Genomic DNA, 20,421 nt, shown 5'->3' on the forward strand with positions numbered 1-20,421 from the left:
CATAGATGGAAAGATCAAGAAGCCTTCCGGGTCCGCTTGGCAGGCTTCTTCTTGCCAGTAGCCCCACCCTTGCCCCCCAAACTGCGCTTGAGCAACTCGGTAAGGTCGATGATGTCGGCACTTTTCTCCGCACTGCCGCCCTCGCCCTTCTCGACCACGCTGATCTTGCCTTTACTGGCCTTCTCTTCCACCAGGTCCATGATCGTCTGGCGGAACGCATCGTGGTATTCATCCGGCTGCCACGGCCCGCTCATGTCCTCCACCAGCCGCTTGGCCATGTCCAGTTCACGCTTGTCTACCTTGGTGTCGGTCACGCTCTTGTCCAGTTCCAGCGTCTCCAGCCCTCGCACTTCCTCTGGCCAGCGCAAGGTGATCATCACCAGTGCATCGTCCAGCGGGCGCAGCAGCGTCAGGTGCTGACGGGTATGTAACACCACCGTGGCCAAGGCCACCTTGCCGGTACTCGCCAGGGTTTCGCGCAGCAGCGCGTAAACCTTGCCGCCACGGCGGTCGGGGGCCAGGTAATACGGGGTATCGAAATGCTGAAGGGGGATTTCGCCGGCATCGACGAACGAGAAAATATCTATGGTCTGGGTGGCTTCAGGCCGGGCTGTGCGGATCTCCTCCTCGCTGATCACCACATAGCGGCCTTTTTCATACTCCACACCTTTGACGATGTGCTCCTTGTCGATTTCCTTGCCTGTAACCTTGTTGACCCGCTTGTACCCGACCGGCTCCATGCTGCGTTTGTCGAGCCAGTCGAAATCCACCCGCTCGGTGCGCACCGCGGTATTGAGCGAGACAGGGATGTGCACCAGCCCAAAGCTGATCGCGCCTTTCCAGATTGCCCTAGCCATCGTTAATCACCTCCCGCCAGGCCCCGCGTCTATCGGGGCTTCTACTGGAAGTGACTGCGGCGCGCCGGGAAGGTTTAGTCAGGCTGCCCTGCGGCGGGCAGCGCCGCTTTTTTAGCTGAACAACACACGCTTGAAGGCTTCGGCGGCCAGGTGCACCTGCACCGACCAGTCGTCTGCCGCGTCGCTGCCGGCATCGTCTGAAATGTACTTGAGGCAGACGAACGGAATGCCTTCGTCACGGGCGATCAGGGCCAGCACATAGGCTTCCATATCGACGATGTCGTAAGGTGCCTCGCCGTGACTGACTTCGAAACTGTCACCACTGCCGCAGGTACCCAGGGCGAGCCCGGGGATTTCCTCGCCGTGTTCCAGCAGCACCGGGATGTCAGACAGCGGCGTCTCGTAGCGGGCGAAGCCCAATGGCGTGACGTCCATGTCGCGCTGCACGAAACGGGTACAGCACACCACCTCGCCCTTGCCATAGCGTTGGCTGCCGGCAGAGCCCAGATTGACGATCAACTTGGGCTTGCGCTGGGCAATGGCCTTGGTCAGGGCGATGGCGGCATTGACCTTGCCGATGCCGGTGAACACGGTGTTCACATCGGCAAACACAGTGCCCGCCTCTGCCTCGAGGGCGAAGACAAAAAGCGTGTCGGTCGGGGTGATCTGGGGAAATTGCTTGATCAGCATCATGGCGCAGGACGTTCCGAGTGGCTGCAAAGGGCGCGGCCATTTTCGGTCAACCCTGTCTAATTGCAACCCCAGCCGTTGGCAATGCAGCGTGTCCTTGCGTCACCACCTGCTCGACCACGGCCTGTAAAGCGTGTGCTGCGCTTTGACCATCGGCGTAAGCGCGCTCGAAGCAGTGCAATTGCCGGTCCGCGCTGGTGCCCTCGCGCAGAATGCCCTGGGCATGCTGGAAGGCGCGTTCGGCGTCGACAGTGTCGACCGGAAACTGGCCCTGCAACTGCCCAAGCCAGCCTTGCGCCGTGACCGGCTGCTGCGCATCGGCACCGATGAATTGGCCATGGCGCCCATAGCGCATGGCTCGCCAGTAGTTTTCCTGTGCGACCCAGCGCAGCTCGCGGTTGAAGGGGCTACGTTCATGCCTTGGCTGCAGGCTGTGCTCGACCAAGTGGCGAAACACGCCGGCAATGCTCAATGCGTCCTCAAGGCGAGGGCAACCATCGCAGATACGCAACTCGACTGTTGGAAAGCGCTGCGAAGGCCTGATCGCCCACCAGAAATCGCCCTTTTCTGCCAATGAGCCGGTGCGCTGCAGCAAGGCTCGGTAGCGCTCGTAGGCGGGCCAATCAGCTAGTGGCTCTGGCAGCCCCATGTGCGGCCATTCGCCACAAATGACCCGCCGGTAGCTCATGTAGCCGGTCGCCTGGCCCAGCCATAAGGGTGACGATGTGCTGAGCACCAGCAGCAACGGCAACCAGGGCACCAGGCGATTGATCAGTTGCATGCGATCGCAGTCAGCCGGTACGCCTACGTGCACGTGCAAACCGTTGAGCAGGCTGCGCCGTGCCACATGCCGGTAGTCGTCGAACAGCTGGCGGTAGTGTGCCGAGGCTGCCGGCTTATGCCGTAACCAAGGTGCATTGGGGTGGCTGGCTGCGCCATACAGGCCCATACCCTGCGCCGCCAGCACGTCGGTCAGCCGCTGCCGCGCATGCACGAAGAATTCCCGTGCCTGGTACAGGTTCGAAAACACCGGCGAGGCGACTTCTATCTGGCTGCGGAACATCTCCTGCACAAAGTACGGCCCCACTGCCTCTCGGCAGTGCCTTGCCAGGGTGGGCGCAGGCATCGCTGGGACTTTGCCGGTGGCAAGGTCCACCAACAAATACTCCTCTTCGATGCCGAACGTGCAAGGCCGCGGCATAGGCCTTCAGCCGTTGCGAGTGACAGTGAGCGCTACGGCGGCAATGCGCTCCACCTGTTCATAGCCGGGCTCAGCCAGTTGCTCGCCGAACACATCGGGGTCGATTTCCCGGTAGCCCCAAGACCACTCCGGGCCCGCCAGGCGTAAACGAACAGTGTCAAGCAAGGCATCGCGCCCTTGTACGATCGCCACCCCGGTGTAGAGCAACAACGTGCCCCGCGCACTCAAGCGCTCCAGCGCCTGCTCGACGATACGCAGCGACAGCGCTTCACCCAGCGCCCCACCGCCGTGGCGGTAGGTGCGCGCGCTGAGGTCCAGCATGTAGGGAGGATTGGCGACGATCAGGTCAAAACCGCCGGTTGTGCCATCGAGCAGGTCACTGGCGGCCACCGACACGTTGTTGATCCCCGCCAAGGCGGCATTGATGGCGGTGTAGCGTAGCGCAAGCGGATTGATGTCCACTGCATTGACCTGCGCGTGCTGGGCGGCGCGCGCGATGATCAAGGCGCCCACGCCGGAACCGCAACCGATGTCGACCGCATGCTCCACCCGAGCCAAGCGGTGTTGCAGGTGATCGTGGATGACCTGGGCAAAGCGATAACTGTCGGGACCGAAGAACACTGCGTCACTGGCGTGGGTCGGGTAAGCCGAATGGACCAGCAGCAGGTCGTCCAGGCTTGACCAGCGCACCGTGCTGGCCATCAGCTCGCCGCGTCGCGTCAGCACCTGCGCGCACTCCAGCTGGTGTAGTAGGTCAGCAGGCATCAGCGAAGGCGCGAAGGGGCGGCTCCAGCCGAATACGTCGCGCACGTTCGTCGAATGCCTGGCGCCATCGCGGGCATTGTTGCGGGCATGGGTGGCCGGGCTGACGCAGGTGAAGCGGTAGCCGTCGGCTCGCAGGCGCTTGCCTAGTTGCAGCAAGGCCTCATCTGCCTGGCCTTGAGCCGAGTCGAGCACCATCAATGGCATCCCTCTTGAATCAGGCCGGTTGCGCGGGCGAAGGCTTGAGTAGCCTGCAAACCTTCCGGCAACGCGTGACGGTTACCGGACATCCGCTCCATAAGGGTAGCAAGCCCTTCTGGGGCGATGCTGGCGATCGGTACTTCGCTCAAAGCTGAAGGTGTATCCCAACTGCCAGGCACGACGCGGCGGGTCGTGGCCTGCCAATCGTCAGCGATCCAGTCATGCCATAACTGCTTCTCGTACGCTGTGAATACCCCAAACATGGCCGCCGTTGGCCCTTCAATCAGCTTCCACCAGCGGCTGCTCGCCGGGTCCTCGCCGCGGCGAATCCAGCCCTGGGCCTGCAGGGCACTCACAAAGGCCGGGATGGCCCCAGGCTCGGCTAGCCATTGATTGATGGTGCGTTGCTGCAAACGGCAATGATCGGAGTGCATGAACTGACCATACTGGCGCTTGCACTCCAAGGCCGCGAACAGCTGCGCTTGAAGGTCAAACTGGCTGACCAGGGTGGCAGCCGCGATGCCCAGGTCGTTCAGGCGGTAACCCCGCCGCACCCGCTGATAGAACGCCTGTGGGTCTTCTGCGGGGCACAGTTGGTGCAACGCCTGGATAGACAACTGCGCGTGGCCACTGGCAGCGTTGTCGATGGTCACGTGCAGCTGGAAGTAGTGGCCATCGATACCCAACTCCGCCAGCTCGTAAGTGGTGATCAGCAAATGCAGCGGCGGTTGTTCGTAGCCAAGGTTGTAGCCCAGCACTTCGGGCAGAAATTCGTCGCAGTTCTGCCCCAAGGCCAGTTGCACGGCGCCTTGCAGATAACGGTCGTCATCCCGTGGCGGCAGTTCCAGGCAGCCGAGGCGGCTGAGCAGCCGTTGGTAGATCAACACATGGTTACAGCGCGGGTCGCCATTGCCCAGCTCTTCCAGGTAGGTGCGGATCAGCCCGTGGTAACGCGGGTCTTGCCAATGCTGCAGTGTGCCGTGCAACCAGGCCCCGTCCACGGCCTTGGTCGGCGCAATTTGCTGGAGGAACCACAACGCATGGGCGCGGTTGCTGAAAAACTGGCGTGGCCCACCTTGATGGCGCTGCTGGAGGTATTCGGCATAGGCCTTGGCCACCTCAGCGGCATGCTGGGCGCTCCAGGCAGGCAGCTGTGAAGGGGTGGCGGGCAGGTCGTCGGGGGACTGCTCGACGCGGGCGATCTGTTCATTAAGCCACGCAGCGCTGGTGGCGTCGTGGCCTTGCAATAGGGTCTGGTACCGGTGCTGCAGGCTATGGCTTGCGGTCATAGACCTTTCATGAGTAACGGTCTTGCAGGTCATCACCGTCATGCCGTGCGCCTCTGAATGCAGTGCCAGGTCGCCCTGGCACTGCGGATCCCTCGGTTACAAACGACGGTTACGAACGACCGCCTTTGCGGCTGGTGTCGTGAGGCATGTTGCCCCCCGAAGACTGGCCGCCTTTACGCCCGGCTTCGGACGCTTTTTCACGGTCGTTGGCGAAGTTGCCTGGGTTCTTGCTGCCGCCTTGGCTGCCTTCCTTGCCTTGGGTGCCGGTGCGGCTGTTCTCTTTGTTAGCCATGGTCTTCAAGCCTCGTATGACTTCAGGATGCACGGCACTGGGCCGTACATAGCTTCGGAGTTCGGCGATATCGAGGGATTCGTTTTATTGCCGCACGTTCGGACCGGTGGCGTTAAATAAGGGAAGGTTACGTATTTGGTGCGCCAAGCGACCGCCCGCCTCACTCGGCATCGGGTGCATCGAGCCGCGCCTGGCGGCGACCCAGCCAGGCGCCGGTGCCGGCCCAGCCCAACGCGATCGCCGCGCCAATCAGCATCGCCAACTGCGGGTGCTCCGCGATCACATCCAGTGCCCGCTTGAGCCAGCCGCTGAGGGCGTCACCGCCTCGGTAGACCACGGTGTCGATGAAGTTCTTGGCTTTGTACTTGTCTTCTGCCGACAAAACGGTGAAGAGCATCTCCCGTCCCGGCCGGACCAGCGCATATTCACCGGCCCGGCGCACCACCATCACCACCACGAAGGCGGCGAACACCGGGGCCACTGCCAGCCAGACAAAGCCTGCGGCCATGATCAACGGCACCGCCACCAGCAATACGCCCACGCCCATCCTTTTCGCCAGGCGCCCGGTCAGAAACACCTGCGTGAGTATCGCCAAGGCCTGGACCACGGTGTCGATCAGGCCGAACACCTGGGTTTGCCGGGTGCGGTCGGCGAAGGTCTCGCTGACGATACGCGCCTGTTCGAAGTATAGGAACGTGCTGACACTGGCCAGCAGCACCACGAACAGCGCGATGCCCAACAGGTAAGGAGCGCGCAGCACGGCAGTAGCCCCCGCGAACGGGTTGCCACCCAACGGCTTGGACGTCGAGCGCTGCAGATGGGCCGGCAGCGGATGACGGTCTCGCCAGCGCTGCAAAAACAAGGCAGCGCCGGTGCTGCCTAGCAAACATAGCCCGGCCAGTACTAACAGGCCTGCATGCCCCAGCGGGCCCACCAGCAAGGTACCCAGGATCGGCCCGCAGAGGCCGCCCAGGCTGGCACCTGATGCCAACAGGCCAAACAACCGTTTGCCTTGTTCAGTGGCAAACAGGTCGGCAAGCACGCTCCAGGCCAGCGAAATGGTCAGCAAGTTGAACACCGACAGCCAGATATAGAACGCGCGCGCAGTCCATACATCGTCCGGGGCCCGGGCAAACAGCACCGCGAACAGCAACAGGTTGCTGGTGAAGAACCCGTAGGTCCAGGGCAGGATTTGCCGCCGCCGCACCTTGGATGCCAGCCAGCCGAACAGCGGCAGGCACGCCAGGGTGGCGACGAAGGTGCCGGTGAACAGCCACTGCAGGTTATCCACGCCACCGGCCACACCCATGGTCTCGCGCACCGGGCGCAGCATGAAGTAGCCGGTGAACAGCAAGTAGAACAACAACAGGCCGGCAACCACCGCCGGCCCTTCGCCGGGTTGTATGTTCAGCCCGTGGTCCAGACGCCGCCGCCAGCCTTGCATGGTGTCAGCCGAACTGTTCGATCAGCGCCTGTTGCTGCGCCTGGCTGAGCAATGGCGTATGCCCGGCCTTGAGCTGGTCGAGCTGGCGATCAGGGCGGCTGGTGGCGGGAATGACTGTGGTCACTGCCGGGTGGCTGATGGCGAACTTCAGAAACAGCTGTGCCCAGCTGCCGATGCCCACTTCCGACGCCCAGCCTGGCAACGGTTGGTCCTTGACCCGGGCAAACAATCGGCCGTCATCGAACGCCCGGTTGATCAGCACCGCGACGCCCTTGTCTTGGCACAATGGCAGCAGCTCACGCGCGGCCTGTGGGGCGTTGACCGAGTAGTTGATCTGAATGAAGTCGAGCGGTTCGCTACGTACGATCCTGGCCACTTCATCCTGGCCGCTGTTCAGGTAATGGGTGATGCCGACGTAGCGGGTCTTGCCCTGCTGCTTGAGTTCACGGGCGTAGGGCAGTTGGGTCTGCCAATCGCGCAGGTTGTGGATCTGCAGCAAGTCGACTTTGTCGGTGCGCAAGCTGCGCAGGCTGCCTTGCCACTGCGCTTGTGCGTCGGCCTGGCTGTCGGCGGCAATCTTGGTGGCTAGAAAGCACTGCTTGTGCCAGCCGCCCTCTTCCAGCAACTGGCCCAGAATGCTGTCGGCCCCCCCGTAGTTGGGCGAGGTGTCGATGACCCTGCCGCCACCTTCGAAGAAGGCCCTGAGCACCGCGCCGAGCTGTTGGTACTGAGGCGAGCCGGCCTCGACCTCGAAACTGCCAGAGGTACCGGCACCGATGACCGGCAAGGCCTCGCCGGTGGAAGGGATAGCGCGCGTCAGCAGGCCACTCGCCGCCCCTGCGTGCAGCCAAGGGCTTGCGGCCAGCAACCCCAAGGCTGCACCGGCGCGTAGAACATCACGACGTGCATACATGGAAAAGCCCCCGTCATGAACCGGAAACTTTCAAGGCTAGCCGCTCTACCCCGCCTCGGCGAGTGATTCTGTATCTGGATGTTAGCGATCAGGCCTGCAACAGCAGGCGCAGGTCCAGGCCGGTTTCACCCATCGGCGGGCACCAGTAATAACCACCGGTCAGTGGCCGGCTGAAGCGGTAGAGGCCGTCGATGATGCCGTCTTCCAGGCCGCTCATGCGCCGCAGTTGCACTTCGAAGGCATCGAAGCTGTGGCCCAGCGCCACGAAGGCAAGGCCAGCACCACGGGCGTCAGCCCAGGCGACCGAGCGACGGACCATGAACGCCTCAGGTTCGAAGCTTTCCTGGGCGGTGCGTTTGACGTGCGCGGACGCCGGGGCGTCGTCGAGCTCTTCGTTGTCGCTCAGGCGGCGGCCGATGATGTTGTCCTGGTCCGCTTGGGGCAGCGACTTGAAGTACTCCAAGTCATGCTTCCACAGTTGGAACGCGGCAAAGCTGGAACCGTTGAGGCCAGGGGGTGCGTTGTCAACGATGGCGGCTTGCACGGCCTCTTCGTCCACCGGGTTCTCGGTGCCGTCTTCATAGCCGGTCAGGTCGTGGCCACCCCGGTGCAAAAAGCCATCGACGCTGTCTGCCAGGCGCAACGCCGGGGCCAGCGCGTGTTCCAGGGCCTGGGCACGCAGCAGCAGGTCGCCACGCTCGTTACCCCGCAGCCACAGCCACAGGGCGTGCTGGGTGCTGGGGTTCTCCACGGCGGCGTCCAGCAGCGGGAAGGCACGCAAACCCGGCACGTCACGGCCCAGGGCCTTGGCCAGGGTCGCGCCGACGCCGAGGATCAACTGTTGGCCGTCGACCTGCGGCAGCAAGGCGTCGAGTGCGGCGGGCAGCGCTTCGGGCGAGTGCAACGTGAAGAACAGGTGGCGGGCATGGGCCGGCACCGGCGTGGCAAGCAGACCTTGCTGAAACGGCATGACAGGCTAATCCTCGGTAAAAGCGCGCATGCTACTGCGCCGGGACGCCCATCGCAACGCGGCATGCAGACGCTGCAGACGGTGGGCACGGTAACAAAAGGTTACCAAGAGGTGGCGATTTGCAATTAGCTATCACTACAGTGCCACCTACACTCCTCGGAATCCTTTGTGCGACTCCCTGATCCGAGAGCCCCTTCATGACTGCCTCGCCCCTGCTCACCGCATTTCTGCCCCTGGCCCTGGGCATCATCATGCTCGGCCTTGGGCTGTCGCTGACCCTGGCCGATTTCGCCCGTGTGGTGAAATACCCCAAGCCTGTGGTGATTGGCCTGGTCTGCCAGATCCTGTTGCTGCCGCTGGTGTGCTTCCTGATCGCCAACGGCTTTGGCCTGGAGTCCGCCCTGGCGGTGGGGCTGATGCTGCTGGCGGCCTCGCCGGGGGGGACCACGGCCAATCTGTTCAGCCACCTGGCCCACGGCGATGTGGCATTGAATATCACCTTGACGGCGGTCAACTCGTTGATTGCGATCCTCACCATGCCGCTGCTGGTGAACTTGTCGCTGGGCTGGTTCATGGCCTCGGACCAGGCCATCCCGCTGCAGTTCGCCAAGGTGTTGCAGGTGTTCGCGATTGTCCTGCTGCCGGTGGCGCTGGGCATGTTGATCCGCCACTTTGCCCCGCGCTTTGCCGCACGCATGGAAAAGCCGATGAAGCTGGTGGCGGCGCTGTTTCTGGCTTTCACCATCATCCTCGCGCTGGCCAAGGACTGGCAGACGGTGGTCGAGTACGCCCCCGTGGTAGGCCTGGCGGCCCTGTTGTTCAACGTGCTGAGCCTGGCCGTAGGCTACTGGGTGCCCCGGCTGTTGAAGATTCCCAAGCGCCAGGCCATCGCTATCGGCATGGAAATCGGCATCCACAACGGTACCCTGGCGATCGCGCTGGCCTTGAGCCCTTCGTTGCTGAACAACGCCACCATGGCGGTGCCGGCGGCGCTTTACAGCCTGATCATGTTCTTCACGGCGGCAGGGTTTGGCTGGTGGGTGAGCCGCGGGCACGTGGCAGAAACCGTTGAGGCTGAGGGCAACGCGGTCAACTGACCGCAGTGACGGTCAGGGCTGCTCGCGTCGGTCGCGCAACTGGCGCTTGAGCACCGCAAGGGGCGGAGCGTAGAAAAAGCCGAACGACACGCTGCCTTGCCGGCCTTTGACCGCATGGTGAAGCCGATGGGCGCGATGCAGGCGCTTGAGGTAGCGGCTGACTGGCCGCGGTTTTTTCGGCCAGTGGCGATGAAAGAAGCCGTCGTGGGCCAGCACATACAACAGGCCGTACCCCGCCACGCCCCCACCCACCCACTGCAAGGGGGCGTACCCGGCTTTACCCAGCGCCACCAGGCCGGCGGCGATCAGCCCCAGCGCAAGCAGGTAAATGTCATTGGTCTCGAGCATGCCCAGGTGTGGCTCATGATGCGAGCGGTGCAGCCACCAGCCCCAGCCATGCATGATGTACTTGTGCGCCAGTGTGCCGACACCCTCCATGGCCACCAGTGTGCCGAGCAGCACGGCGAGATTGAACAGCATGTAACGGGTCCGGGTGATCGCAAGGGAAGGCGCAAGGTTACCGACTACCCGCCTATTTTTCCATGCAGGCGTGACGGGCTGTAGGCACTTTCCTGATGAAGCCCTTGTCATGTTTTTACCCTTGACCTCGCCTATCTCGGGGCGTAAGGTCCGCGACGCAATTTCGCATCCCCAAACAGGAGTCCTGCATTGGACAGTAGCCCCAGTCGCTTGCGACAGGCCCACTTGGCGAGCTAGTCCGGCAGTGCCCTGCCACTGTCTCGCCGTCATGGCTTGATGGTGGATTTCTTCAGCCCCCGTGGCTGCAGCCTTCCTCTTTTCTTCCCTTCTGTGGTTCTGCGCATTTTCTGGTTATTCAACCACGCCAACACCAGGTGGCGTTCATGCGGGCGTGTGCCCGTGGAAGAGGTTTGCTATGGATTGGAAAGTCTTTCTGCTGCGCGTCAGCATCGCCCTGCTGCTGGGTGCCCTGATCGGCGCCGAGCGTCAACTGCGTCAACGCCTCACGGGCTTGCGTACCAATGCGCTGGTCAGTACCGGCGCTTGCCTGTTCGTACTGATGACCCAGGCCGTACCGGGCATGGCCCCTAACGATGCCTCGCGCGTGGCCGCTTATGTGGTGTCGGGGATCGGCTTTCTCGGGGGTGGCGTGATCATGCGCGACGGTTTCAACGTGCGCGGCCTGAACACTGCCGCCACGCTGTGGTGCACGGCGGCCGTTGGCGTGTTGTGCAGCCTTGGGCTGCTGCTGGAAGCGACACTGGGCAGCCTGGCCGTGTTGTGCGCCAACATCCTGCTGCGCGACATCGCCCAGCGCCTGGACCGCCAGGACATTGTCCCGGCCACTGAAGTGGAGCAACGCTTCGAAGTGCGTGTTGTGTGCCGTGCCGAGGATGAAATCCAGGTTCGCAGCCTGATGCTGCACAGCCTCGGCGATCCGGAGCTGCGCCTGCAATCGCTGCACAGCGAGGACCTGCCCAACCCGGCACGCCTCGAAGTACGCGCCGAACTGCTGGGCAACCCGCAGGCACCGGCGCAGCTGGAACGGCTGGTCAGCCGGGTGAGCCTGGAAAAAGGTGTAAGCTCGGTGCGCTGGCAGTTGCAGCCGCAAGAGGTGGCGGCAGACTGACGCCCACCCATCCCACGGTTTGCAGGACCCGACTGTGCATATACGCCCCACCCTCACCCGCGACATCCCCTGGCTGGCCGAGGTCGAGCGTTCAGCCGCCCAGGCTTTCGCCCAACTGCCGGCGCTGGCGTGGCTGGCACAAGGCGAAGTACTGGACAGCACAGCGCATCAAGGATTCGTCGATGCAGGCACAAGCTGGCTGGCGGAAGGAGAAACCGGGCAGATCCTGGGCTTTGTGTGCGCACGGCGGGAGCAACAGGCATTGCACATTCATGAAATTTCCGTGCGCCGGGAGGCTCAAGGGCAAGGGATCGGGCGCCTGCTGCTGAATCAACTGGTCGATGCGGCGCAAGCAGCAGGCGTTCGGGAACTGACCTTGACCACCTTTGTCGACGTGCCCTGGAATGCACCTTTTTATGCACGCTTTGGGTTTGAAACTATTGATGAAGGCCTGCTGTGCTCGCGGCTGGGTAACATCCTGGCCAACGAACATGCCCACGGGTTTGTCGGGCGTTGTGCAATGCGCATGAGCATCGGTTGAACAGCGCCTGCCTTGCTCGCCCTTGATAGGCGATCATGGGTCAACACCCGCCGCGGTACTGTTCGCCACGCAGTAACCGTCCCGCCCCTGCCGCTTGGCCTGGTACAACGCGCTATCTGCCGCCGCCATCAGGCGCTCGGGCGTCATCGCTTGCCGAGCCGGGTCGCCGATCGCAATGCCGGCACTGAACGACACCCGCCCCAATGGGCTGCCACCGTGCTCGATCACATGGCGGCGCAACACCTGCTGTATTTCCTGCACGACAAGCTCGGCGCCCGGCCCATCGGTGTCGGGCATCAATAGCGTGAACTCCTCGCCACCGAAGCGCACCGCCAGGTCTGCCGGGCGCTTCAAAGCCTGTTGCAGGAGCTCGGCGAAACGCTGCAGGCATTGGTCGCCGGCAAGGTGCCCGTAACGGTCGTTGTAAGCCTTGAAGTAGTCGAGGTCGAGCATCACCAGCGCTACCGGGTAACCTTGCCGTCGAGCCCGCCGCACCTCGGGCTCGAACACTGCATCCAACCGCCGGCGGTTGCCAAGGCCGGTCAGGCTGTCGGTCAAGGCCAGGGATTTCAGCGTCTGGTGCGCCTGGTGCAGTGCGCGCTCTATCACAATGCGTTCGCGCAGTTGGCGCAACACTACCCCGCCGAACGCTGCCAACCCCACCAACAACAGCAACAATACGGCCACTGATTTGATCGCGTCGTGCCGCCAGGGCGCGACAATGGATTCCCGCGACAGGCCAGCCTCTACCACCAACGGGTAACTCGACAGCGCCCGGTAGGCATATAGGCGAGGTGTGCCATCGACTACCGCCACTGCCTCGACTAGCCCTTCATCGGCATAGGGCAAGTGGTTGCGAAACACTTCGCTTTTGGCCAATGTGCGCCCAACGACCCTCGAAACGAACGGGCGACGGACCAGAATCGTGCCGTCACGCTTGGCCAGCACCAGCGCGCCACGCTCGTCGATCTTGAAATCGCCGTAATAGCGCACGAACCAGTCCACTTTGATCGTGCCCAACAGCACCCCGGCAAAATGCCCGTCGGGGTATTCCAGGCGCCGCGAGATGGGAATGATCAAGTCGCCGGTCGAGCGGCTGCGCACCACCGAACCGATGCGTACCTGGCGGTCGCGATGATTGCGGTGGTAAACGAAATAGTCGCGGTCAGCATTGTTGAGGTTGGGCGGTAGGGTCGCCTGGTCGGTAACCAGCCAGCGGCCATCCGCGCCATACACGAACAGCCCGTGCAGCTGCGGCATGAGCGCTTTTTGTCGCGCGAGCAACGCCTGCAGGCGCGGGCGGTTCATATGCTCGAAGCCATCGCCCTCCAGGCGTTCGGCCAAGGACGCGCTAACGACATCCACTTGGCGAATAGCGTCCTCGGCGTGTTGCGCCGTCGCCCGAGCCAGGTTGGTCACCATGTTTTCGGCATTGCTGAACGCGTGACGGTAATCACGCCAGATACGCCAACCTTCCACCATCACGAAGGCCAGCATCACCACCACCATGAATGCCAGGACCTGGCGGAACAATGCCACGGCGCGGCCCTCGCCCGCTACCGCTAGGTGCCCATCGTCATCCTGTTTCCTGGCTGCGCACATCCTATTCCCTTGTCGTCTCGCGTTCGCCGCTTATGACTATAGTTCAGCGCTGCTTACGCGAAGCCAGCTCGATCCACACCGGCGCATGGTCGCTGGCCTTGGGTTCGTTGCGTACCCAGGCGTCCACGCCTGCAGCCTTTAGGTAAGGCGCAAGTTCAGGGTTGAGCAACACATGGTCGATGCGCAGCCCGGCGTTACGCTGCCAGTGATTGCGAAAATAGTCCCAGAAGGTATAAACCCGCGCGTCAGGGTGCAGGTGGCGCAGCGCATCTGTCCAGCCCTGGTTGAGCAAACGCTGGTAGCAATCGCGGGTCTCAGGTTGCAGCAGTGCGTCCTTGAGCCAGGAGCGCGGGTTATAGATGTCGAAATCGGTGGGGACGACGTTGAAATCGCCGGCTAACACTGCCGGGTGCCCGCTCTTTTGCAAACTGGCAGCATGGTCGATCAGGCAGTGGAACCAGCGCAGTTTGTAGTCGAACTTAGGCCCGGGTTGCGGGTTGCCGTTGGGCAGGTAGAGGCAGCCGATGATCAGCCCCTGCACGGCTGCCTCCAGGTAGCGGCTCTGGGCGTCATCCTCCATGCCGGGTAGGCCGCGACGCACTTCGAGTGGCTCACTGCCACGCGCGAGAATGGCAACGCCGTTCCACGAAGGTTGCCCTTGGTACAAACACCCGTAGCCCACTGCTTCAAGCGCTTCACGCGGGAACTGCTGGTCGGGCGCTTTCAGCTCTTGCAGGCAGGCAATGTCAGGCTTCTCGCGCTCTAGCCAGGCGATCAATGCCGGCAATCGGCTGCGAATGCCATTGATATTGAAGGTGGCGATCTTCAGCGCTTTCATGCGTCAGGGTCGTCGACATGCGCCTGTACTGCATCTTCGAGCGCGTTGATGTGCGCCTGGTCGGCCAAGGCCTTCAGCTGCAACCAGTCATCCCAGTCGATGGCGCCGTCATCACGCAGGGCTTCGGCCGTGCGCACCAGTCCATGGTGATAGGCATCTGGCGATTCGCGGCGGTAACTGATGTCGTCGTACTGCGCGTACCAGGCCTCAAGCTCGGGAATGCTGCGTTCGATGCTCATGTACGTGGCTCCTCGCTACCCGCTTTGAATGTGTGAGCGCAGGTCTTGGCCAACGTTCAACCACACTGGGAAAGCAGAGGACAGAAAGGCGGTGCTGAGCAACTACCGTGGAGAAATAGCTGTGGCAAAGCGTCGATAATGTGACTACTACGGACTTCTGCGCTCAGCGCTACTATCGCTCCTCACGGGTGTGCCACAGTCGCAGCAGACACTTCAACACCATCAGCGCGGTACTGACAACGGTTTATCGGTGCTGAGGCTGTCAGCCCAGGCCTGAACAGCTTGGTGGTCAAATGATCGACCCGCGTCAACATCAGCCAAGGCTTCTCGGGTTAGGCGACTACGCTCTTCTTCTTGGAATATCCAGGCGGACAGCGCCTGCTTGACGATCCAATTTTTGGAGCGATCAAGACGCTCTGCCATTAAATCGACTTTTTGGGCGAGTTGCTCAGGGACGTGAGCCGTGACAGTGCGGGTATTAGCAGTGTTTGCCATGATAGGGCTGCTCCTGATCGTTACACGACTCACGTTGATAATAATGAGTTGTGCCCGACAAAGCACTGTCAGGTGCTCAACTGCGCTCGACAAGCGCTCAATGCCTCATCGCGCTCTAGCAGCTCATCCTCCAGACGCTGCACTTGGCGCACCTGTTCGGCATACAGCTCGCGCCTGTCTTCCAGGTTTTGCGTTTGCACATCCAGCTGCCGCCGCATTTCCTCGGTCGCCCCTTGGGCTTGAGCCAAAATCGTTCGCAGGCCCTGAATCTGCGCGTCCCGCTGTTCAAGCAATTCGTCCCGTGCCTTGCGTTCGCTGGTGGCTTGGCGATGCTCGCCGAGCAAGCGCTCGTTATCACGGTGCAGGCGGGTCAGTTCGTCCTGCTTGACCATCATGCCCTGCTGCAGTTGCCTTACTTCTACTTGCAGCTGTTGCAGTTGCGCCTCGTGGCGGCGCTGGTCCTGCTCGCGCTGTTCGCGGCTGGCGCTGCGGTAGTGTTCCAGGGCATCGCGGGCGTGGCGGTGTTTGTCTTCGAGTGACCGCACCTGCTCTTCCTTGTCGTTCAGGCGCAATTGCAGCTCGCCCAATGACTGGTTGAGGCTGGCACTGCGCAGTTGCTCAGCCTGCAAGGTGCTTTGCGTGGACAGCAGTTTCTCCGATTCGGCAACCAGTGCCGCGTCCTGGATCTTTTGCTGTTGATGCGCCGCAGCCAGCGCTTCTTGGGCCAGCTGCAATTGTGCTTCGAGCTGTTCGCGTTGCTGGGTGAAAACGCTTTCGGCCTCTTCGATGCGTATATCCGCCTCTTCCTGCAGCTGTGTTGCCAACTGCCCGACAAACCGCCCAAGCGTATCGCTCAACCCAGGGGCGCCCGCCGTGGCCACGGTTTGCTGGCCATTGAGCTCCTTCAGGTAGCGATGAATCGTGCTTTTCGAGCCGGTGTTGCCCAGCTCGATACGTACCGCATCAATGCTGGGGTTCTCCCCGCGAGCGATCAGCGCCTGACGCGCTTGCTGCACTACCACCTTGTTGATACCGCCCCGGGCCATGCGTGCTCCTACGATTTTATACTGGAATACGTAATATGTAATTACGTACTAATTTTGACCGGTCAGCACCTCTAATTCAAGTGCTATCTAACATGGAATAATCACGGCTTATCGCATGTGAAGGGCCAAATAGGCGGTTTCTGACTGGGAAACGCGTACACGAAGCGCAGAAAGCAAAACGCCCCGCCTGGCAAAAGCCAGCGGGGCGTTGCGTTTGAAGCGTGCCGCGGTGTCAGGCCAGGCGTTCGACCTGCGCCGGCGTACGCCGCATCAGCACCTTGCCGTTGCGCACCGACACCAGCGCATGCCCCTGGCTGCGCACCATCTCGTAATCATCCGGCGCCGACAGCAGCAGCAGGTTCGCCGGCCGCCCCACCTCGATGCCATAACGCTCCCCCAGGTTGAGCGTGCGGGCGCTGTTGTCGGTGATCAGGTCCAGGCAGCGTTGCAAGTCTTCGTAACCGAGCATGTGGCAGATGTGCAGCCCGGCCTCAAGAATGCGCAAGATGTTGCCATTGCCCAATGGGTACCACGGGTCGACGATCGAGTCCTGGCCAAAGCACACGTTCATGCCCGCCCGGTCGATCTCCGCCACGCGGGTCACGCCGCGGCGCTTGGGGTAGCTGTCGAAGCGCCCTTGCAGGTGAATGCTCTCGGTCGGGCACGAGACGAAGTTGATGCCCGACAACTTGAGCAAACGGAACAGCTTGTAGCAGTAGGCGTTGTCGTAGGAGCCCATGGCCACGGTGTGGCTGGCCGTGACCCGGGCGCCCATGTCGCGCACCCGCGCTTCTTCGGCCAGCACTTCGAGAAAGCGCGACTGCGGGTCGTCGGTTTCGTCGCAGTGCACGTCCACCAGGCAGCCGGTTCGCTCGGCCAGGTCCATCAGGAACTTGACCGACGACACGCCCTGGTCGCGGGTGTTCTCGAAATGCGGAATGCCGCCGACCACGTCGGCGCCGATGGCCACGGCTTCGGTCATCAGCGCCCGCCCGTTGGCATACGACTCGATGCCCTCCTGCGGGAAGGCGACGATCTGCAGGTCGACCAAATGGCGCACCTCCTCACGCACTTCGACCATGGCCTTGAGAGCAGTGAGCTTGGGGTCGGTGACGTCGACATGGGTGCGCACATGCTGGATGCCGTGGTCCACCAGCATGTTGATGGTCTTCTTGGCGCGGCCCTTGATGTCTTCGTGGGTGGTGATTTCCTTGCGCTCGGCCCAGCGTTCGATGCCTTCGAACAACGTGCCGCTCATGTTCCACTTCGGCTCGCCGGCCGTCAGGGTGGCATCCAGGTGAATGTGCGGCTCGACAAAGGGAGCAACCACCAGGTTCTGTTTGGCATCCAGGTCATCAGCGCCGCCTGGTGCCACCGGGTCGGCCTGTGGCGTGATGCTGGCGATGCGGTCACCGTTCAGTTCGATGCGAAACAGGCCAGCCTTGCCTCGCAGTTTTGCGTTGATGATGTTCATGGCGTTACTCCTTGCCTTGGGCTTCGGTCATGCGCCACACCAGCATGGCGACCGAAGCATTCATACGGAAAAGCGGGTCGTCCAGCGACTGCCCGCTCAGGTGTTCGATGCGTTGAATGCGTTGATTGATGGTATTGCGGTGCAGCCCCAGGCGTTGCGCGGCTTTCAGGCCGTTGCCGTTTTCCTTGAGCAGGGCATCGAGGGTATGCACCAGTGTATTCGGGTGCTTACGGCCGGGCGCGATCAGCGGCCCTAGTGTCTGGGCGACGAAGTCGTCGATCAATGACCGATCGACGATCCCTTGCAACAAGCGCAGCACGCCCAGCTCGCTGAAATCGCAATAGCCATTGGCGGGACGCAGGTTCTGCGCCACTTCCAGGGCCTGGCGGGCCTCGTTGAGCGCGCGGCGGTAGTGCGCGCAATCTTCCGCGAGGCTCGACAGCCCCATATAGAGGCCCAACTCCCCTGCTACGCCCGCCAATTGCCGGTGCAGCGCGGCCAGCGTAGCAGGCAAGCCCGGTGCATCGGGCAGCAACAGTACGAACAGGTCGCCCGGCAAGTGGGCCGTCACGGTGCCCGGCCGGCTGCGGCACCAGGCCTCGAGCTGGTCTTCTAGGGCTTGGCGAATGCCTTGCCACAAGCGCTCGCCTTGGGCCAGCCCATGGCGCTCGAATACGCCATCGACGCCCGACAAACGCAGCGCCAGCAGGCGTCGCGGCTCGTCCAGCGCCAGGGCCAGGTGCGTTGCCCGTTGCCGGGCGATGGCCAGGCTTGGGTAGTCACCGGTCAACAGCTGCCCGAGGATGTCGTTGCGCGAGCGGCGCACCTGGGTCATCTGCACCAGGGCCGTGCCGATCAGGTGGGTGACCACGACCATTTTCAGCGCATAGGGCTGCTCGATCAACGGCAAGCCCAGTTGCTCGGCGCGGGCAACCACCGCTGGCGGGATAGCCTGGATGAAGGTGCCGCCGGTGAGGATCACCATGCCGGCAATACCCACGGCCTCGCCGTCTTCCACCAGGCTCAGCAGGTTGGTCTCGCCACGCGGGTGATTGATGCCGGTGACGAACACCAGTTCGCCGCCCATCACCCACTCGGCGATGCCCTCGTTCTCCGCGACGTAAGGCCAGCGCACCCGACGCTGCAGGTTGCGTGCGCCTGCGCGAACGGTCATCTCTTGCAAGCCAGGCAGGTGCAGAATGTCTTCCAGTGCCAGGCTCACGGCTCGGCACCGGCCTCGCCCACCACACGGCGCCGGCCGCTCAGTTCAAGCAAGAGGATGTAGCACAGCGCCGAGGCAGCAATACCTACCAACGGCGCAACCAAGGGCGAGGCATACGCCAGTAGCGCGCCGACGGCATAGGCACAAAGCCCCTTCAGGTTGTAACGCGGCAGGGTGGCTGTGGCCAATGCGGGATACTGGCCACGGTGGCGATACCAGAAATCGGCCATGATCACCCCACCTACCGGCGGGATGACCGAACCCAACAGCACCAGGAACGGGATCAGCAATTCGTACATGCCGCCAATCGCCAGCACAATGCCCACCCCTGCCGCCACCAGCGTCGCGGTCCGCCGCCGCTCACTGCGCAGCAGGTGACAGGCAGCTGCCGACACGTTATAGATGGTCGGGCCTTGGATGGTCCAAAGGTTAAGGCAGAGCATCACCACCGCCGCGAACGACAGGCCCTGCAGCATCATCACCTCGACGATGTCGGCCTGCTGATACACCATCGCGCACCAGGCACCGGCAACCACCATCAGGCCGTTGCCCAGCAGAAACGCAACGATGCTGGCAACCACCGCCACCCGCCCGCTGCGTGCCAGGCGTGTCCAGTTGGTGGCCTGGGTGGCGCCGCTGGCGAAGGTGCCGAAGACCATGGTCACGGCCGCCGAAAAGGTCATGGTCTCGTGTGGCACCACCGCGGCAAGGCCAGCAAAGCCACCGGCATCGTGAGTGGCGATGTACATCGACACCAGCAATAGCACGAACATCAAGGGCACTGATACCCGCGACAACAGGTCCAGCCCTTTGAAGCCGATAATGGCCGTAATACTGAAGCCCAGGCCGAACAGCACCATCAGCGGCACAGTGAAGCCGCCCGCCAGGCCCAACAATTTGACCAGCACGATCGCTACGGTCGCGGTGCCCCAGGCGTACCAGCCCAGTTCAGCGAACCCCAGCAAGAAATCGGAAAGTCGGCTGCCCGCTTCACCGAAACAAAAGCGGCCCATCAACACGGTATTCAGCCCACTGCGTGACGCGATGAACGCCAGGGTTGCGGCGTATAACGCCAACAGCGTGTTGCCGACCGTGGCAACCCACAGCATGTCGACGAAGTTGAAGGCCATGCCCAATTTGCCACCGGCGAACATCGTGCCAGTGAAGAACGTGAAGCTGAACAGCACCATCGCTATCGGTAGCAGGCCCTTGCGGGACGACTGCGGGGCTTCGCAAAGCGGGAATTCGGTAGGTGAGCTCATTGCACGGGGCTCCGGGTGGTAGACAGGAGCAGGAAGAGCAATATGCGGGCCGGTTTTACGAGGGATGGAAACCGAAGCGCAACGGGCGAACGGCACAGACAATACTGTGCACTCTGCACATTTAAGCATCGAATAAGGCGAGACGATGTGTGCCAGCTGCCTTGATTTGAGGCATTTACGCACCAAAGGTGAACAGCGCTGAGTAGTTTTCACCCATGCTTCAGCCAGGGCTTTTGCCCGCAAGGCCCCAGCGTCGCGGGCAAGCATACGCCTTAAATGCATTATTCAAATATCAACGCTAATTGTTATTCGTAAAAATAATAATAAAAATAGATCAAAACAGTATTTCTTCCCGCCCCTACCCCCTTGCTACAGTC

The 20,421-nt window shown here is 62.3% G+C and carries 20 protein-coding genes and 1 pseudogene; 3 read left to right on the plus strand and 18 right to left on the minus strand.

The features are described from left to right. Nucleotides 1-14: 14 nt before the first annotated feature. From MFF34_RS12865 to MFF34_RS12905, 9 genes and pseudogenes are all read right to left on the minus strand, one after another. Nucleotides 15-857 (minus strand): Ku protein, encoded by an 843-nt coding sequence (locus tag MFF34_RS12865; protein ID WP_099429364.1) that lies wholly within the window; start codon nt 855-857, stop codon nt 15-17. 111 nt (nt 858-968) lie between these two features. Further along, on the minus strand, nt 969-1,550 hold the full coding sequence (locus tag MFF34_RS12870; protein WP_027593205.1) for a nucleosidase: 582 nt from the start codon (nt 1,548-1,550) through the stop codon (nt 969-971). 46 nt (nt 1,551-1,596) lie between these two features. Beyond that, entirely contained in the window at nt 1,597-2,748 is a 1,152-nt protein-coding gene (locus tag MFF34_RS12875; protein WP_238214345.1) for a carboxylate-amine ligase, read from the minus strand. Nucleotides 2,749-2,754: 6 nt separating this feature from the next. Continuing rightward, nucleotides 2,755-3,708 (minus strand): class I SAM-dependent methyltransferase, encoded by a 954-nt coding sequence (locus MFF34_RS12880; RefSeq protein ID WP_238214346.1) that lies wholly within the window; start codon nt 3,706-3,708, stop codon nt 2,755-2,757. Next, the gene (locus MFF34_RS12885; protein WP_238214348.1) at nt 3,708-5,042 is read right to left on the minus strand and encodes an iron-containing redox enzyme family protein; all 1,335 of its coding nucleotides are present in this window, start codon (nt 5,040-5,042) and stop codon (nt 3,708-3,710) included. The genes MFF34_RS12880 and MFF34_RS12885 overlap by 1 nt, the downstream gene beginning before the upstream one ends. 67 nt (nt 5,043-5,109) lie before the next feature. Further along, nucleotides 5,110-5,229: pseudogene (locus tag MFF34_RS12890) on the minus strand (general stress protein); the annotation flags it as partial. A gap of 223 nt (nt 5,230-5,452) precedes the next feature. Next, nucleotides 5,453-6,736, minus strand: coding sequence for an NTP/NDP exchange transporter (locus MFF34_RS12895; RefSeq protein ID WP_238214350.1), 1,284 nt, complete (start codon nt 6,734-6,736; stop codon nt 5,453-5,455). Between the two features lie 4 nt (nt 6,737-6,740). Then, nucleotides 6,741-7,649, minus strand: a complete 909-nt coding sequence (locus MFF34_RS12900; protein WP_238214352.1) for an aldo/keto reductase — start codon at nt 7,647-7,649, stop codon at nt 6,741-6,743. Between the two features lie 88 nt (nt 7,650-7,737). Further along, entirely contained in the window at nt 7,738-8,619 is an 882-nt protein-coding gene (locus tag MFF34_RS12905; protein ID WP_238214354.1) for a Dyp-type peroxidase, read from the minus strand. A 197-nt stretch (nt 8,620-8,816) separates the two neighbouring features. On the opposite strand from MFF34_RS12905, the gene MFF34_RS12910 reads away from it, so the two are divergent. After that, nucleotides 8,817-9,716: a bile acid:sodium symporter family protein gene (locus MFF34_RS12910; protein ID WP_027593198.1), complete on the plus strand. Its 900-nt coding sequence runs from the start codon at nt 8,817-8,819 to the stop codon at nt 9,714-9,716. 12 nt (nt 9,717-9,728) lie between these two features. On the opposite strand, the gene MFF34_RS12915 is transcribed toward MFF34_RS12910, so the two are convergent. Continuing rightward, nucleotides 9,729-10,196 carry a sterol desaturase family protein gene (locus MFF34_RS12915; RefSeq protein ID WP_238214356.1) on the minus strand — a complete coding sequence of 156 codons (468 nt, stop codon included), beginning with the start codon at nt 10,194-10,196 and terminating at the stop codon, nt 9,729-9,731. Between the two features lie 415 nt (nt 10,197-10,611). On the opposite strand from MFF34_RS12915, the gene MFF34_RS12920 reads away from it, so the two are divergent. Together MFF34_RS12920 and MFF34_RS12925 are read left to right on the plus strand one after the other, a co-directional pair. Next, nucleotides 10,612-11,325, plus strand: a complete 714-nt coding sequence (locus MFF34_RS12920) for an MgtC/SapB family protein (protein ID WP_099429372.1) — start codon at nt 10,612-10,614, stop codon at nt 11,323-11,325. Between the two features lie 34 nt (nt 11,326-11,359). Then, the gene (locus MFF34_RS12925; RefSeq protein ID WP_238214358.1) at nt 11,360-11,866 is read left to right on the plus strand and encodes a GNAT family N-acetyltransferase; all 507 of its coding nucleotides are present in this window, start codon (nt 11,360-11,362) and stop codon (nt 11,864-11,866) included. Between the two features lie 33 nt (nt 11,867-11,899). Here MFF34_RS12925 and MFF34_RS12930 read toward each other — a convergent pair whose 3' ends face one another. From MFF34_RS12930 to codB, 8 genes are all read right to left on the minus strand, one after another. Continuing rightward, nucleotides 11,900-13,468 (minus strand): sensor domain-containing diguanylate cyclase, encoded by a 1,569-nt coding sequence (locus tag MFF34_RS12930; RefSeq protein ID WP_238214367.1) that lies wholly within the window; start codon nt 13,466-13,468, stop codon nt 11,900-11,902. A 43-nt stretch (nt 13,469-13,511) separates the two neighbouring features. Next, on the minus strand, nt 13,512-14,306 hold the full coding sequence (gene xth, locus MFF34_RS12935) for an exodeoxyribonuclease III (RefSeq protein ID WP_238214369.1): 795 nt from the start codon (nt 14,304-14,306) through the stop codon (nt 13,512-13,514). Then, complete coding sequence (locus MFF34_RS12940; RefSeq protein ID WP_085272823.1) at nt 14,303-14,545, minus strand: hypothetical protein; 243 nt, start codon at nt 14,543-14,545, stop codon at nt 14,303-14,305. The genes xth and MFF34_RS12940 overlap by 4 nt, the downstream gene beginning before the upstream one ends. 222 nt (nt 14,546-14,767) lie before the next feature. Continuing rightward, on the minus strand, nt 14,768-15,040 hold the full coding sequence (locus MFF34_RS12945) for a CopG family ribbon-helix-helix protein (protein ID WP_238214371.1): 273 nt from the start codon (nt 15,038-15,040) through the stop codon (nt 14,768-14,770). 68 nt (nt 15,041-15,108) lie between these two features. Further along, nucleotides 15,109-16,086, minus strand: a complete 978-nt coding sequence (locus MFF34_RS12950; protein WP_238214373.1) for a DNA-binding protein — start codon at nt 16,084-16,086, stop codon at nt 15,109-15,111. Nucleotides 16,087-16,318: 232 nt separating this feature from the next. Next, nucleotides 16,319-17,560 (minus strand): cytosine deaminase, encoded by a 1,242-nt coding sequence (codA, locus tag MFF34_RS12955; RefSeq protein WP_027593188.1) that lies wholly within the window; start codon nt 17,558-17,560, stop codon nt 16,319-16,321. 4 nt (nt 17,561-17,564) lie between these two features. Beyond that, nucleotides 17,565-18,782, minus strand: a complete 1,218-nt coding sequence (locus MFF34_RS12960) for a PucR family transcriptional regulator (protein WP_238214375.1) — start codon at nt 18,780-18,782, stop codon at nt 17,565-17,567. Beyond that, nucleotides 18,779-20,044, minus strand: coding sequence for a cytosine permease (gene codB, locus MFF34_RS12965; RefSeq protein WP_238214377.1), 1,266 nt, complete (start codon nt 20,042-20,044; stop codon nt 18,779-18,781). Before codB ends, MFF34_RS12960 begins: the two co-directional genes overlap by 4 nt. Nucleotides 20,045-20,421 lie beyond the last annotated feature (377 nt).

Source organism: Pseudomonas sp. PAGU 2196, from assembly GCF_022179005.1.
Taxonomy (GTDB): domain Bacteria; phylum Pseudomonadota; class Gammaproteobacteria; order Pseudomonadales; family Pseudomonadaceae; genus Aquipseudomonas; species Aquipseudomonas kermanshahensis.